Source organism: Capnocytophaga sp. G2, assembly GCF_035282625.1.
Classification (GTDB): domain Bacteria; phylum Bacteroidota; class Bacteroidia; order Flavobacteriales; family Flavobacteriaceae; genus Capnocytophaga.
In genome coordinates this window covers 1-14,529 of the sequence record NZ_JAYKBU010000022.1, presented here as the reverse complement: position 1 = coordinate 14,529, position 14,529 = coordinate 1, and the positions used below count along the sequence as shown (strand labels likewise).

Here is a 14,529-nt window from a genome sequence, read left to right as displayed (position 1 = left end):
AATCTCTTAATTTTATTTGGAAAATAAAATTTATTAGCAGAAATAGTCTATTGAATAAAATTATTAATCTTATTCAATTAAGAAACAAGAGATATTTTTAACTTTTCTATTATAGTTTTTAACACCCCATTATTGTCATTATCTTCCTCTGTTACATAAGAGGCAACTTCTTTAACTTCAGGTTCAGCATTCTTCATGGCATAGCTATAAGTAGCTCTTCTAAGCATTTCTAAATCATTCATATAGTCGCCAAAGACCATTGTTTGCTCTGGAGATATGGTCAATTCTTTTTGTAAAGCATTAACAGCTATACCTTTATTAACGCCTTCATTTGTAATATCTATCCAATTTACCCCTGAAAGTGTTACTTTTAGTCCTTCTTGAGAAAGTTTAGAGAAAGTTGGGAAAGAATGATTTTTAGCTCCTATTGGATCAAATAAAGTCATTTGAAAAATAGTATCCTCTATTTGAGAAAAATCCTTAATATTCACAACCTTAGTATGATAGATATTCACTTGCTCTTCCGCATAAGGCGTTGTAGGTAATAAGTAAGTTGCCTCCTTACCACACAAACCTATAGCTAACTGAGGAAACTTTTCCCAAAGAGCTAATACCTGATTGATATGATAGGGAATTATAGAACTTTCATAGACTACTTTTCCATTTATTTGTACAAAAGCCCCATTCTCAGAAATAAATCCTATTTGATTCTTAATAGGTTCAAAATAGTATAACAGGCTCAAGTACTGACGACCACTAGCTACACAAAAATATATTTTTCGTTCTTGCAACAGATCAAATACCTGCATAAACTCCTTGGGAAGCTCATGATTTTTATTCAGAAGCGTCCCATCCATATCAGAAACAATAAGTTTTATCATCCTTCTTTCTCTATGTTAAGTTGTTCAAGGATTTTATTAGCTTCTTCCCATTGATCTTCAAAGACAAACACCTGCTGATCAGTACCTAAAGCTCCATATCCTGCAATAGTAGCCGAAGCCATAGGATCTTTAATAATAGGGGTGATATGTTCTTGTTCTAAAGCTCCCTTAAGCAAAGTTACTGCAGGGAGACTCCCTTCATAAAGTTTTTTAAGTTCTGTCTTCATGTTCTAATTTTTTATATTGAGGTTTTTTATTTGTAAAAAGATCATGTATTTTATTAATTTTCAACACTATAGTGAAAACACAATAGACTCTATCGGTATTATTCTCATAATAATTTTGATGATAATTTTCCTGTGCAGGATAGACTTTGTAACAGGAAGGGTCTCTATTTCATATTCAGCTCCCCATAATGATGATTCCTAAGAGCCCCTCTTAGAATATTCTGTTATTCTATGTTGCTCTTCATTCAGGTAAAAAATAGCTGACTGATTCCGCTTAATCATTTATAGATAGCCTTCATACACCAGAAGCATCCTCCTACCACTATTGCTACTTTTATAGTTTTTCTTGGGCAAATGTACAAAAATATTTCTATATAAAAACAAAAAACTTTGTAAGGAAATCCTCACAAAGTTTTTGCTATATAAGCTATGTATTCAAATCTACTTAGCAACAATCATATTCTTAGGATCAAGGATTTCATCCAATTTTTCTTTGGAGAGCAATCCATGATCAAGTACTAAGTCATACACTGCTTTTCCTGTTTGAAGTGCTTCTTTAGCAATCTTAGTACTATTCTTGTATCCTATATGAGGGTTAAGTGCAGTTACAATTCCTATGCTATTCTTTACCATATTAAGGCATACTTCCTTATTAGCAGTAATACCAACCACACATTTGTCTTTAAGTGTATCTAAAGCGTTTTGGAAAAGAGTTATGGACTCCATAATTGCTTGGCAAATAACAGGTTCCATTACATTCAATTCTAACTGTCCTGCTTCAGCAGCAAAGGTAACAGTAAGATCATTACCAATTACTTTAAAGCAAACTTGGTTCACTACTTCAGGAATTACAGGGTTTACTTTTCCTGGCATAATGGAAGAACCTGGTTGCATAGGAGGAAGATTAATTTCACTTAATCCTGCACGAGGTCCGGAGGCAAGTAAGCGCAAGTCATTACAAATCTTAGAAAGTTTTACAGCAAATTTCTTTAATCCTGAAGAATAGAAAACATAAGCACTTGTATCAGGAGTTGCTTCTATAAGGTCGTGAGATAGGACAAAAGCATCTCCTGTAGCTTTAGCTAAGTTTTCAGTACAAAGTTTTGCATAGCCATGAGGAGCATTAAGCCCAGTACCTATTGCAGTACCTCCCATATTAATTTCCAATAAGGATTGGGCTGTTTTATTCAAGGTAGCAATTTCAGCTTCAAGGCTCGCTGCATAGGCTTCAAACTCCTGACCAAGAGTCATAGGAACAGCATCTTGCAATTGAGTACGTCCCATCTTGATTACACTTGCAAATTCCTTTCCTTTAGCACGGAAAGCCTTAGCAAGTTCTTGTGCATGTTTTACCAATATCTTGTTCATATTGAACACGGCTAACTTAATAGCTGTTGGATAAGAGTCATTGGTGGATTGAGAACAATTCACATGGTCATTAGGATAACAATGTACATAATCTCCTTTTTCATATCCTAAAATTTCCAAAGCGCGATTAGCTATTACTTCATTGGTATTCATATTCACTGAAGTACCTGCTCCTCCTTGGAACATATCTACGGGGAATTGATCGTTGAACTTACCTTCAATTACCTCATGACTGGCTTTTTCTATAGCAGCTCCGATCTCTTTGGGAAGTACTCCTAAAGCTGCATTAGCTTGAGCTGCGGCTAATTTTACATAAGCAAAAGCACGAATAAATTCAGGATAGTCACTCATTTTACTTCCTGAAATGTGAAAGTTTTCTAAGGCGCGCTGTGTTTGCACTCCATAGTAAGCTTCTTTGGGAACTTGTAATTCTCCCAAAAGATCGGATTCTATTCTAAACTCCTTCATATATAAATGATTTTTATATTATCTTATTATCTAAAAAGTGGCGCTAAGTTACGTTTTTTTTCTTATACAACCTCTTTCTTTTCTATCTTTTTTTCCACAAAACAATACAATTTTGTTTCCGCAGAAAACAAATGTAATTCTCTTTAAAAATAACCACTAACTGTTAAATATATGTACAAATCATAAAAATATTGTGGTTTTTCTTTTAATAAAATATTTCAATTAATTCCATGTTATTAAAAAAATAGGGTATAAAGTAAATTTACTTATTAACTTCTAATGATATTTTATTCTCTTTAAGAGGAAATGCCATTATTTTTTATCCTCTAAGTTCTAGAGAATTTTCATTTTCCATTTTATCAAATATGTATTTTTTATTATTTTTACCCTTCAAGAAAATAAGACGGCATCATGGTGGTATCTTTTCCTTATTTATTAACATTCTTACTGTTATTGTAGAACTTACAATGCTTGTTAATCGTATAAAAGTTGCTTATCCCATACTGTTAGTATTGGGTGGTTTGGCTTTGAGTTTCAGTCCTAAACTTCCCACTATTGTAATAGATCCGAACTGGGTACTTCTTATCTTCCTTCCTCCTTTGCTCTATGCTGATGCATGGGCACTATCATTAAAGGAACTATGGAAATGGCGTCGTATTATTTTTAGTTTTGCCTTCATTGTAGTGTTTATCACAGCAGCAGTGATAGCATGGGTCGCTAATATGGTTCTTCCTTACGCAATAAAGCAATCACTATATGGGATAATATTATTTTTATCCTTTATGGTTTAGCTTTCTCACTTATAGGGCTTAGCTTACCTCAAATCCTTTCAAGTATTGAGGAAGAAGGAATCGCTCTAAGTACGGCTACCTACTATAGAGTACTCATGAAAGGAGTGTTTATCGGAATACATATTCTCTGCGCTTATAGTGCAGTAGTAATTACCCAGATAATAAAACATTTCATTAAAGTAGCTGATGGACGTAGGTATAACAATGTAGGCATCCCTCTTATTCTTGGTTGGGCTGGTATGTGCGGAGTACTTTCCTTGGCAGTAGCTCTCTCCTTTCCTCATCGTAACCTTGTATTATATATGACTTTTATTGTAATACTGGTAACTCTTATAGTACAGGGACTCACCCTGCCTTTTCTCATCAAGCAAATAACCTTCCCTAACTATAATGAACATCTCCCTAATACAGAAGCTAAGACATTTATCCGTAAAGAACTTGCACGTATAGCATTGGAATACATGGAAACACATTACAGAGAAGGTATTACCAATAGCTTCTTACTCCAGAACCAGAAAGATATATGGCAATTCCAGCTGGATACCCCTAAATGTAGCACTACCGCTGAAGTACGTAAAAAATATATTGCAATCCTACACTATCAGCGAGAATACCTCGCTCAACTCAATAAAAACCCTCAACTAAATGAACAAATCATACGTTCCTTTAAACGACAAATCAATTTGAAAGAGGAAAAATGGGAAAATAATTACTAATATAATCAAAATGAAATAGTTATCCTGTTAATAACTATTTTACAAAAAATTTGGTTTATATAATAAACTTATTTACGTTTGCAATGTATTTAATATTTAAATTTTTAATCATGGAACTACAGCCTTCTGATAGCTTAAAACTCATCCAAGCTATCATAGAACAAAGAAAGCAAAAGTATGAGGAAAATGGTTTCTTTCTAATCTTTTGGAGTGTATTAATCATAGCAGCTGGGGTACTACAATTTGCTATGCTTACCTTGAATTACTATCCAAATTATTCATGGATGGGATGGGTAATACTTATGCCTTTAGGTTTTGTCTTTTCCTTCTTTACAAAAATGAAAGAAGGCATAAAAAGTAGAAAAGAGAAGAAAATTTCTGATAGTTTAGATTGGCTTTGGTTGGTATCAGGATTAGGTGCAACTATTTGTTTCTTTATTCCTTATACGAGTTGGGAGGATTATCGTATTGCCATATTGATAATTTATCTACCCTTCTCCTTTGTCGCTCTGGCAATTGCTTTACACTTAAGAATTTCCATTTGGATAGTAAGTTCTTTGATAGGTATTGTTCTTATTTATAGTACTCTATTTGTCCATTATGAGAAGTATACGCTACCTTTACTCTCTTCCATACTGGCATGCTTACTATTCCTTGTCCCCGGCATTAGGTTTTATTCTGACTATAAAAGGCAAAGAAATGTTCAGTGATTTAGATCCTTTATTACATTCCCAATTAAGACTTGCCATCATGTCCTTACTTATCTCTGAGGAAAAGGTAGATTTTACTCATATTAAGGAGGTAACTCAAGCTACCTCTGGAAACATCTCTGTTCAAATCCAAAAATTAGAAGCTGCAGGATATGTTACTATTAACAAGTCTTTCAAGGAGAATTATCCCAATACAGAAGTCACCCTTACTCATAAAGGACTTCTTGCCTTTGAAAGTTATATAGAAGCTCTAAGAAGCTATCTAAAACTTTAGTATAGTGATGTTTGTATTAAAGAGGCTATCCGAAAAATCTTTGGACAGCCTCTTTTCTTCTATCTACCTATTCCCTTATACGGATTAGGACGATAGCCATCCATTAACGTATCGTTCTCCATGATAAAGGGAATAGCATTGGGCTGCTCCCATTCCACATCATAGCGGTTCATCAGGTAATCGCTTAGTTCAGTACGATTGGCAAAGATAATCACCTGATAGGGCTCTTGGAAGGCGAGTTTTTCTACAAAAAGGAGTTTGCTCTCAAAAGGCACCAATACCCCCACATGACCAACAAAGAGCATATTCTCCTCTAGGGTGATTTGAGAGTGAAATACCACTGAGATAAGTGATGCCTTGGTAGGGTCGCCCTTATAGTGGAAAGAGATACCACGCTCTTTCCAAGCACGTTGCATGGCTTGCAAATGAGCATTGATATCCTTGGTATTGGCAGTAGGCACTTCGGTAAAGAGGGCAAAGAAATCATTTTCCTCTTTTGTGATAAAAAGCTTCTTAGGAGCATTACGTAAAGACTCTCGGTCTATAAAGAGTACTTCGTCCCCTCCTTTATTAGCAAATTTTTTATCGGGAAAGGCGATCAAATCACGCAAGAGCGTAAAGGAAGTCAAGCGGCAGTTATACCCCTGAAAAGTAGGGTATTTGGTCGTCCAGTCGGTTTGTATAGCTACCTCGTCATACTTAGGAAGTAAGCTATCAATAGTAACAAAACCTTTGGATACTAAACCTGCTTTATCACCTATTGTTTGGTTGAAAAGATTTACTTGTTCCAAAAAAGAAGTTATATTTTGCTCAGCTATCCCTGCTGCTGTAAGGGCTTTTTGTACCTCGTCTTGAGTAGCAGTATCTACCAAATTAGAGTAGGTCAGCGTTGGCGTGGCTTTTTCCTCAGCCACTTGTGAGGTATTTGTCGCTGCTGTAGTAGGAGTTTTCTTTTCTTGGCAGGCTATTGCGACTAAAGAAAGTAGAGTCAATACAATTTTTTTCATTTTTTATGTTTTTCTTCTTTTGACATTGTTCTATATTTTTAAACAAACACCAATCCCATTTGCTGTAAATAATAGTTCTTTCCTACTTGCTCCTTTGCCTTGTCAGAAATCCAGAAATCAGGTTTGAGTAACTGCTCTCCTTTGACCATCTTTGCTTTATGACTAATTTTCTTAATCCGATTTACTATATCGTTAAAAATCACACACATAGGATATTTTTCTGTATCGTAATTACCTCTTAGGTTATTATTTTTATCCGCAAGACTAATGGTTTTAGGATAAGTAAGCCTCAACCCAAACGTACTTTCAGGTTCGAAATAGATGGTAGAGAGCAATTTTTTTTCCTTTATGTAGAGAAGATGAAATGGGTCAATATTCATAAAAGGTTCTTTTGAGCGCACCAACTTATACTTATCGGACACCTTGCCATTGAGTATTACCTCAGGGAAAATAAGTTTCTGAGTTTGGTCAATCATACTTTGACGCATCTTATTTTCAAAAGGGCACAGGATTTTGTGATTATACTTTTCCTCACGAAGCAGTATTTTTTCATAATATTGCTGATAAGCAGTAAAAATTTCCTGCTTTTCTGTGCTGATATAATCCATATCAACTCGCATATTGTTAGTTACAAACTCATAATCTTCTCTACTGAATATAGCTTCAAACTCTTCAGGAGTGATTACAAAATTAAATTTTTTATGCCAAGTATTTACAGAGTACATAATGTGAGTGGTTAATGGTTAATGTTCAATGATTAATGACTCTCATAATAAGATTGTTCTATACCTAAAAAGACGATAGGCATTTTGCAGACTTTGAGCGTCGATCTCTTGAGTACTCATCTTCAATTTTCTTTATTTAATGTATACACCAAAATCGTATGTCGTTCTCCTATAAGCGGAAACAAGAAATCTTCAAGGGTATGATGATAGCGAAAACCACATTTTTCAAGTACCCGCTGTGAGGCAATATTTTCCTTGTATATGCTTGCCCACAGCTGGGTAAGGTGTAAGTTATCAAAGGCATATTGTATGATGCATAGTGAGACTTCTGTCATATAACCCCTGCCCCAAAAGTCTTCTCCCAGCCAATAGCCTATTTCAGCTTCATTTTCGCCCACAGGAAGGTTGCTTTCTCCTTGCAAATTCAATCCGATACTTCCTATAGGAGTATTGTTAGACAGACAAATAGCGAAAGAATGAGACTTGCGAAGTACAATTTCAATAATCTCTCGGCTCTCTGTTACACTTTTATGAGGCTGCCAACCGCACATTTTGCCTATAATAGGGTTGTGTGCTTGTGTATATAGTGCTTCGGCATCGGAAACTTCCCAAGGACGGAGTAAAAGGTGAGGGGTTCTAAGTATTACTATTGTACTCATTATACAGAATTATTATAGTTAACAATACAGTAATATACAGATCTTCCTTATACATAATTTAAGAGAGATTCTTAAGATTGCTGTTTTTATTTTGCAAATATACATTATTTTTTTAATTATAATTTATATATCCATCTCCTTCAAAAGAATTTTCTAGAAAGATATATCAAGGCTCCCTATTGATAAAAATCTCTCTTATAAGAAGAAACTTTTTCCTTTCATTTTTTAACATTTGAAAAGTATTTTTTTAGAAAAAAAAGAGTAAATTTGCAGAAGGAAATTTTATATACTTTAAACAAAACTCATTTTAAAAAAGCACAATGAAATCTTTGATTTTTTCTTTTTTTCTCCTTTTAGGAAGTGCGACTGTTCTTGCACAGAACATTACACTTAAGGGAGAAGTCAGTGATGGAAAAGCTCCATTATCTGAGGCTACTGTTTCCATAGAAGGACAGGAGCAGAGCACACAAACGAACTCAAAAGGAGTTTTTGAGTTATCCCTTCCACAGGGAAATTACATCCTGCGTATCCATGCTAATGGATATCAACTTCAGAAAGTACGAGTGGACTTACAGGCACCCACCTCATTGCCTGCTGTTGTTCTACAAAGAGAGAATGTCTCCACTGAAGAACAAGTGGGTACCACTATTAGTATAGCTGATGAAGAACTGGATGATGAAGAAGGCAGTCCAGAAATGATTTCTGGATTCCTACAATCCTCTCAGGACTTATATTTTCGTCGTTCTTCCTTTGATTTCAGTCCTGTATTCTACCGACCTCGCGGTTACCAAAGTAGCACCGCAACGGTACTTGTCAACGGAGTAAATATGAACAAAGTAGAGACTGGTCGCCCTCAATGGAGCAACTGGGGAGGGTTGAATGATGCTACTCGTAGTCAAGTAATTGTTACTGGGGTAGGTGCCTCAGAGAATGACTTTGGGGGAGTCTTTGGTAGTAATTCTATTACTATTGCCCCTTCTGAGCTTCGTAATGGACTCCGTATTTCAGGGACTACTACCAACCGAAACTACTTTGGACGTGCGATGGTTACTTATAATTCAGGGATTACTCCTAGCAATTGGGGATATATGGTATCTGCATCCTATCGTGGAGGAAATGGGAAAACATGGCTCATCCCTTCCATAGAAGGGATGGTATATCAGTCCTATGGAGTTTCTGCTGCAGTGGAATACAAGGCAAGTCCTTACTTCTCCACTAATCTTATGGGAATTTACTCCTATAACAATCGTGGAAAATCAGCTCCTCTTACCCAAGAGACTATTTCCTTAGGAGGGAGAAACTACAATCCTAATTGGGGTATGCAAGGAGACTATGTTCGTAATTCCAAAATGAAACGCATTGCAGAACCTCTTTTTGTTCTTTCTAATACTTACCATAAAGGAGACACCAAAATTACCGCCCACTTAGGTTACCAGTTTGGACAAGTAGGAGATACTCGTATTCAATACGTAAAATCACAAAACCCTGACCCCTCCTATTACACTAATATGCCTACCTATTATTATAATATGTATGATGCATCCACAGGCGAAGGAGATCCTTTTGCATGGGATAAAGCAGCAAGGCAAATAGACTATTTCAAAGCCAATAAACAACTTAATTGGGATAAGCTCTATCAGATAAATGCAAATACAGGAGGAGAAAGCATGTTCTCTCTTAATGAAGATATTATTGATACCAAAACTCTTACTGCTAATGTAATAGGGACTACTAAAATAGCCTCAAACATTACTTTTAACGGAGGTGTTTCTTATCAACACATTGGGACAGAGAACTTTCAACAGATCAATGACCTACTAGGAGGACAATATTTCCTTAATAAGAGTTATTATTCAGGTGAGAATTATGACACTACTGAAAACCTACGACTTGGAGAAGGGGACAAATATCAATATCACTATAAAGCTACTGTACAAAGAGCTAATGTATTTGGACAGTTACGCTTTAAGTACGGAAAGGCGGACTTCTATGTGGCAGGTCGTGTGAATCGTACCAATTATGAGCGAGAAGGACTCTTTGCTAATAACTCTGTATATGTGGACTCTAAAGGTAAGAGTGGTGTAAAATATTTTAATACTTTCAGTTCTAAAGCAGGACTTACCTATAGTATCACTGGTCGTCATATTTTACAATTTAACACTGGTTACTTTGAAGAAGCACAACCTTTGAATAATGTTTTTGTGAATATCCGTAATTCCAACTCTATTATTCCTTTCCGATTAAAACCAGAAACCCAAATTACTGCCGATGGGAGCTATATTATACGCATGCCTTATATAAAGGCTCGCCTTACAGGATATGTAACTAAGTTCGAAAATGCTACTGAAAAAAGCTATTTCTTTACTCAGTCTCGTCTTGGTGATGAGTCCGCAGGGTTCCTCACTCAAACGATGGCAGATATTGAAAAACTCCACTTTGGAGGAGAATTAGGAGCAGAAGTGCAAATCACTGCCTCATGGAAAGCTACAGGAGTCGTTTCTATCAATCAATATACTTACACAAATAATCCCATTCTTTTCCAATCCTCCGACAAGAGACTTGTAGGAGATCCTTTAGTAGCATACTTGAAAGATTACCATGCTGGACAAGCACCTGAGCAAGTATACTCCTTAGGATTAGAATACCAGAGCCCTCACTACTGGTGGATAGGAGTTACTGCCAACTTGTTCAACAATAATTATATTGGTATTGCTCCAAGTCTTCGTACAGAGAATATCTATCTTGATCCTAATACAGGTAGTCGCTATACTAATGTTGATGAGAATGCTGTTCGAGGATTGTTACGACAAGAAAAATTGCCTACTCTATTTCTTATGAATGCTTCCGCAGGAAAATCATGGAGAATAAAGGGACACTTCCTTAATGCCTTTATCAGTGTAAACAATTTACTCAATACTCAATACAAAACCAATGGTTTTGAACAGGCTCGTAAGGGAGATTATCAAGCAATGCTTAAGGATCGCAAAAGCGGTTATCCTACTTTTGGTAACAAGTATTTCATTGGTTATGGTACTACCTACTATCTGAATCTAACCTTAAGTCTTTAATTAAAAAATAACAGCATGAAAAAAATAATATTTCTTATAGGGCTCAGCCTCCTTACTTCTTGTAGTAAGGTTTCCAATTATGACAAGCCTAATACAGGAGACCTTGCCAAAGAACAAGATGCCAAAGCCAAAGCCTTCACAGGCACCTTAATTACTTATGCACAGCTAAGAGCAAAAGTCAGCACTTCTTTTACTCAATATAATGATAATGAAGCTTTTGAAGGATATGTAATTTCCAGTGACGAAGCAGGAAATTTTTATAAAAAGGTCTATGTACAAGCTCCTGACAAATCAGGAACAATAGCTGTAGCCATTGATAAAAAAGGGCTTTATGGCGAATATCCTATAGGTACTAAGGTACAAGTTCGCCTTCAGGGAACTACCGTATGGTTCAGCAGTCGCTATTCCTTACTTGAAGTAGGCTATGGACATGGAAAAACTGCTGGAGGAAACACTAAGATAAGTAATCTCCCTTCAGCTATGTATGAAGATATCATCATACCTACCACTGAAAAGGCTCCTATGTCACAACTTGCTACAAGCTTTGATAATCTAAGTTTTGACAAGTCTACGCAAGAGAATAAACTACTTATTCTAAACAATGTTTCTTTCCAATCCGCTGATGTAGGAAAACCTTTTCACAATCCTCGTGATCAGTATAATACTACCTATACTCTTACAGATGGTGCAAGTGGTACTCTTCCTTTTTTAACCAGTAGTTATGCTTCTTACATCAAAGACCTTGTCCCTGCAGGGAAATTACGTATTACAGGTGTACTGACCAAGTACGGAAACAATTATCAATTTTATATTAATGCTATTAATGACATACAAACAACAAATTAAAAACTATTCTTATGAAAAAGTTATTATTATTTAGTCTTGCACTTGGCTTACTTATAGGCTCTTGTGCAAAAGATCCAGAGAGTATTCCTCCTATAACTCCTCAGCCTCAACCCCAACCTTCAAATACTATTGAGGCAGCCAATGCAACTGCAAGTGATTATGTATCAGGGAAGAAAGCTACTGTACACGGTAATATTAGTGTGGATGGAACAAAGTCCTACTTTGTATTCAAAGATGGGACAAAAATCCTACTCTATTCACCAAAAAGTGTATTCGATGCGCTCTCTGCAGATACCAAAACAAAACTCAAAACAAATGGACATGAACTCACTGCAACAGGTACTTTCAAAGATTTTACTCCTAAGAATTCCACCACTGTAGTTAAGCAACTTGTTTATGAAAGTGAAAATGATCTAAAATTCGGACAAGGTACCACCCCTCAACCTCAACCTTCAGACACCATCGAGGCTGCCAATGCAACTGCAAGTGATTATGTTGTAGGGAAGAAAGCTACTGTGCACGGAAACATTAGTGTGGATGGAACAAAGTCCTACTTTGTATTCAAAGATGGAACAAAAATCCTGCTTTATTCACCAAAAAGTGTATTCGATGCGCTCTCTGCAGATACCAAAACAAAACTCAAAACAAACGGTCAGGAACTCACTGCAACAGGTACTTTCAAAGATTTTACTCCTAAGAATTCCACCACTGTAGTTAAGCAACTTGTTTATGAAAGTGAAAATGATCTAAAATTCGGACAAGGTACCACCCCTCAACCTCAACCTTCAGACACCATCGAGGCTGCCAATGCAACTGCAAGTGATTATGTTGTAGGGAAGAAAGCTACTGTGCACGGAAACATTAGTGTGGATGGAACAAAGTCCTACTTTGTATTCAAAGATGGAACAAAAATCCTACTCTATTCACCAAAAAGTGTATTTGATGCACTCTCTGCAGATACCAAAACAAAACTCAAAACAAACGGTCAGGAACTCACTGCAACAGGTACTTTCAAGGATTTTACTCCTAAGAATTCTACCACTGTAATTAAGCAACTTGTTTATGAAAGTGAAGATGCTTTAAAATTCGGACAAGGTACCACCCCTCAACCTAATCCTAATCCTTCACCATCAGGGATATTTGATTTTGAATGGATCACTAATATCTCCAAGAGTTATGGAAACGCTGTTGAAAAAGAAAGTTCTGATGGGGTAAAATTGGAAGCTCAAGGTCGTACAGAAACAAAAGAAGATATAGATTATGCTATTGATGGTAAGGGATTGGTACTTAATGGGTATAAAAAAGGCTACATTAAAATAACTTTCCCTAATGGAGTAAAGAATTTCTCTTTTGATTACAAGCCTTTCTACACCAATACAAAGAGTAGGGAATTCATTATCTACGAGGGAGATGAGAACAGTACAACAGAACTTGATAAGAAAAAATTTGCTTACGATACGCCTAAAGCTACTTACTCTAAAGAGTTTAACAAAACTGGTAGTTATACAATTACTATAAAACTTTCTAACCCTAGTAAACAAGTTATTTTTGATAATATCAAATGGACAAACTAATTTCTTAGTATCATAATCTAAAGGTCTACTTTCTTAGGGAGTAGACCTTTTTTAATTTATATTTTCCAATAAAAATATTTTGAAAATAACGAAAATATTGTTAATTTTGTAGCACTGAACAGGTATCAAAATTTCCTATCAGAAAACAAAAAACTATTCTATCAACCAAGAATTTAAATACTATATTTATGAAAAGATTACTTTTACTCAGTTTTATGTTGATAGGCCTATTATGGGTCTCTTGCGAAAAAGAAGAACAAGATGGAGTTCCTCCTGTAAAAAAAGGACAAATTCCAAAAATTCAAGAACTCCCTACATTAGAGGCTTCTACTGCCAAGGAGGCTGATTTTGTAGAAGGGAAAAAACTCATTGTACACGGGAATATCACACTGCAAAACAACATTCCTTACTTCAAATTCTCTGATGGTACTCTTATAAAGATTTTCTCATATAACACTCAGAGCTTCCCTCAAGAGATAATCACTAAGCTCAACACAGAAGGACAAGAAGTAAGTGTAACAGGAACCTTTACCAATTATAAGCTAAAGAATGGACAAACTATTAAGGAAATTGTTTACGAAGGCAAGGAAGACCTCAATTTCGGGAAATCTCCTGAGACAGAAGAAATTCTTACCTTAGAAGCCTCTACATCCAAAGTAGCTGACTATACCGCTCATCTCGGTAAAAAGGTAAAGCTACATGGAAATATAGCTGAAATACAAGGAAATAAATCCTTCTTCAAACTCTCTGACAATACACTCATACAAATATTCACGCCTAAGTTCAAAGAACTCCCTGCTGAAATAAGTGATAAACTTAAAACAGTCGGTCAAGAGGTGACCGTAACAGGGGTATTTACTGACTATAAAAAAGATGAATCCTCCCCTGTAGTACGACAAATTATCTACCAAAATGCTACAGAGGACTTACTTTTCGGAAATATAACCCCTCCTACCCCAGAAGAAATTCCTACCTTAGAAACCTCTACAGCTAAAATAGCTGATTATACCGCTCATCTCGGTAAAAAGGTGAAACTACATGGAAATATAGCTGAAATACAAGGAAACAAATCCTTCTTCAAACTCTCTGACAATACACTCATACAAATATTCACGCCTAAGTTCAAAGAACTCCCTGTTGAAATAAGTGATAAACTTAAAACAGTCGGTCAAGAGGTGACCGTAACAGGGGTATTTACTGACTACAAAAAAGACG

13 protein-coding genes and 1 pseudogene are annotated in these 14,529 nt (G+C 35.8%); 8 read left to right on the top strand and 6 right to left on the bottom strand.

The window, feature by feature from the left end:
* Nucleotides 1-77: 77 nt before the first annotated feature.
* From VJJ03_RS10815 to aspA, 3 genes are all read right to left on the bottom strand, one after another.
* Nucleotides 78-881 carry an HAD family hydrolase gene (locus tag VJJ03_RS10815; protein WP_009744522.1) on the bottom strand — a complete coding sequence of 268 codons (804 nt, stop codon included), beginning with the start codon at nucleotides 879-881 and terminating at the stop codon, nucleotides 78-80.
* On the bottom strand, nucleotides 878-1,108 hold the full coding sequence (locus VJJ03_RS10810; protein ID WP_009744523.1) for a DUF2007 domain-containing protein: 231 nt from the start codon (nucleotides 1,106-1,108) through the stop codon (nucleotides 878-880). Before VJJ03_RS10810 ends, VJJ03_RS10815 begins: the two co-directional genes overlap by 4 nt.
* Before the next feature lie 441 nt (nucleotides 1,109-1,549).
* A complete protein-coding gene (gene aspA, locus VJJ03_RS10805; RefSeq protein WP_323975576.1) occupies nucleotides 1,550-2,944 on the bottom strand; it encodes an aspartate ammonia-lyase in 1,395 nt (464 codons plus the stop codon).
* Nucleotides 2,945-3,309: 365 nt separating this feature from the next.
* Between aspA and VJJ03_RS10800 the strand changes: the two genes are divergently transcribed.
* The 4 genes from VJJ03_RS10800 (at nucleotide 3,310) to VJJ03_RS10785 (ending at nucleotide 5,435) form a co-directional block, all read left to right on the top strand.
* Complete coding sequence (locus VJJ03_RS10800; RefSeq protein ID WP_323975574.1) at nucleotides 3,310-3,735, top strand: cation:proton antiporter; 426 nt, start codon at nucleotides 3,310-3,312, stop codon at nucleotides 3,733-3,735.
* Between the two features lie 95 nt (nucleotides 3,736-3,830).
* Nucleotides 3,831-4,451: a sodium:proton antiporter gene (locus VJJ03_RS10795; protein WP_323975572.1), complete on the top strand. Its 621-nt coding sequence runs from the start codon at nucleotides 3,831-3,833 to the stop codon at nucleotides 4,449-4,451.
* A gap of 110 nt (nucleotides 4,452-4,561) precedes the next feature.
* Nucleotides 4,562-5,161, top strand: a complete 600-nt coding sequence (locus VJJ03_RS10790) for a hypothetical protein (RefSeq protein ID WP_009744527.1) — start codon at nucleotides 4,562-4,564, stop codon at nucleotides 5,159-5,161.
* On the top strand, nucleotides 5,151-5,435 hold the full coding sequence (locus VJJ03_RS10785; RefSeq protein WP_009744528.1) for a winged helix-turn-helix domain-containing protein: 285 nt from the start codon (nucleotides 5,151-5,153) through the stop codon (nucleotides 5,433-5,435). Before VJJ03_RS10790 ends, VJJ03_RS10785 begins: the two co-directional genes overlap by 11 nt.
* A gap of 59 nt (nucleotides 5,436-5,494) precedes the next feature.
* Here VJJ03_RS10785 and VJJ03_RS10780 read toward each other — a convergent pair whose 3' ends face one another.
* The 3 genes from VJJ03_RS10780 to VJJ03_RS10770 form a co-directional block, all read right to left on the bottom strand.
* On the bottom strand, nucleotides 5,495-6,442 hold the full coding sequence (locus VJJ03_RS10780; RefSeq protein ID WP_323975570.1) for a DUF4300 family protein: 948 nt from the start codon (nucleotides 6,440-6,442) through the stop codon (nucleotides 5,495-5,497).
* Nucleotides 6,443-6,480: 38 nt separating this feature from the next.
* Nucleotides 6,481-7,167, bottom strand: a complete 687-nt coding sequence (locus VJJ03_RS10775; RefSeq protein ID WP_323975568.1) for a hypothetical protein — start codon at nucleotides 7,165-7,167, stop codon at nucleotides 6,481-6,483.
* Nucleotides 7,168-7,289: 122 nt separating this feature from the next.
* Nucleotides 7,290-7,826, bottom strand: coding sequence for a GNAT family N-acetyltransferase (locus tag VJJ03_RS10770; protein ID WP_323975566.1), 537 nt, complete (start codon nucleotides 7,824-7,826; stop codon nucleotides 7,290-7,292).
* 320 nt (nucleotides 7,827-8,146) lie between these two features.
* Between VJJ03_RS10770 and VJJ03_RS10765 the strand changes: the two genes are divergently transcribed.
* The 4 genes and pseudogenes from VJJ03_RS10765 to VJJ03_RS10750 form a co-directional block, all read left to right on the top strand.
* Nucleotides 8,147-10,894 carry a carboxypeptidase-like regulatory domain-containing protein gene (locus tag VJJ03_RS10765; protein ID WP_323975564.1) on the top strand — a complete coding sequence of 916 codons (2,748 nt, stop codon included), beginning with the start codon at nucleotides 8,147-8,149 and terminating at the stop codon, nucleotides 10,892-10,894.
* A 15-nt stretch (nucleotides 10,895-10,909) separates the two neighbouring features.
* Nucleotides 10,910-11,740, top strand: coding sequence for a DUF5689 domain-containing protein (locus VJJ03_RS10760; protein WP_009744533.1), 831 nt, complete (start codon nucleotides 10,910-10,912; stop codon nucleotides 11,738-11,740).
* A gap of 11 nt (nucleotides 11,741-11,751) precedes the next feature.
* Nucleotides 11,752-13,314 (top strand): DNA-binding protein, encoded by a 1,563-nt coding sequence (locus VJJ03_RS10755; RefSeq protein ID WP_323975562.1) that lies wholly within the window; start codon nucleotides 11,752-11,754, stop codon nucleotides 13,312-13,314.
* A gap of 188 nt (nucleotides 13,315-13,502) precedes the next feature.
* Nucleotides 13,503-14,529 (top strand): annotated as a pseudogene (locus VJJ03_RS10750) (DNA-binding protein); the annotation flags it as partial.

Excerpts from the sequence above, each read along its gene's own strand:
- VJJ03_RS10815 (WP_009744522.1), bottom strand. The coding sequence starts at position 881 with ATGATAAAACTTATTGTTTCTGATATGGATGGGACGCTTCTGAATAAA.
- VJJ03_RS10810 (WP_009744523.1), bottom strand. The coding sequence starts at position 1,108 with ATGAAGACAGAACTTAAAAAACTTTATGAAGGGAGTCTCCCTGCAGTA.
- aspA (WP_323975576.1), bottom strand. The coding sequence starts at position 2,944 with ATGAAGGAGTTTAGAATAGAATCCGATCTTTTGGGAGAATTACAAGTT.
- VJJ03_RS10800 (WP_323975574.1), top strand. The coding sequence starts at position 3,310 with ATGTATTTTTTATTATTTTTACCCTTCAAGAAAATAAGACGGCATCAT.
- VJJ03_RS10795 (WP_323975572.1), top strand. The coding sequence starts at position 3,831 with ATGAAAGGAGTGTTTATCGGAATACATATTCTCTGCGCTTATAGTGCA.
- VJJ03_RS10790 (WP_009744527.1), top strand. The coding sequence starts at position 4,562 with ATGGAACTACAGCCTTCTGATAGCTTAAAACTCATCCAAGCTATCATA.
- VJJ03_RS10785 (WP_009744528.1), top strand. The coding sequence starts at position 5,151 with ATGTTCAGTGATTTAGATCCTTTATTACATTCCCAATTAAGACTTGCC.
- VJJ03_RS10780 (WP_323975570.1), bottom strand. The coding sequence starts at position 6,442 with ATGAAAAAAATTGTATTGACTCTACTTTCTTTAGTCGCAATAGCCTGC.
- VJJ03_RS10775 (WP_323975568.1), bottom strand. The coding sequence starts at position 7,167 with ATGTACTCTGTAAATACTTGGCATAAAAAATTTAATTTTGTAATCACT.
- VJJ03_RS10770 (WP_323975566.1), bottom strand. The coding sequence starts at position 7,826 with ATGAGTACAATAGTAATACTTAGAACCCCTCACCTTTTACTCCGTCCT.
- VJJ03_RS10765 (WP_323975564.1), top strand. The coding sequence starts at position 8,147 with ATGAAATCTTTGATTTTTTCTTTTTTTCTCCTTTTAGGAAGTGCGACT.
- VJJ03_RS10760 (WP_009744533.1), top strand. The coding sequence starts at position 10,910 with ATGAAAAAAATAATATTTCTTATAGGGCTCAGCCTCCTTACTTCTTGT.
- VJJ03_RS10755 (WP_323975562.1), top strand. The coding sequence starts at position 11,752 with ATGAAAAAGTTATTATTATTTAGTCTTGCACTTGGCTTACTTATAGGC.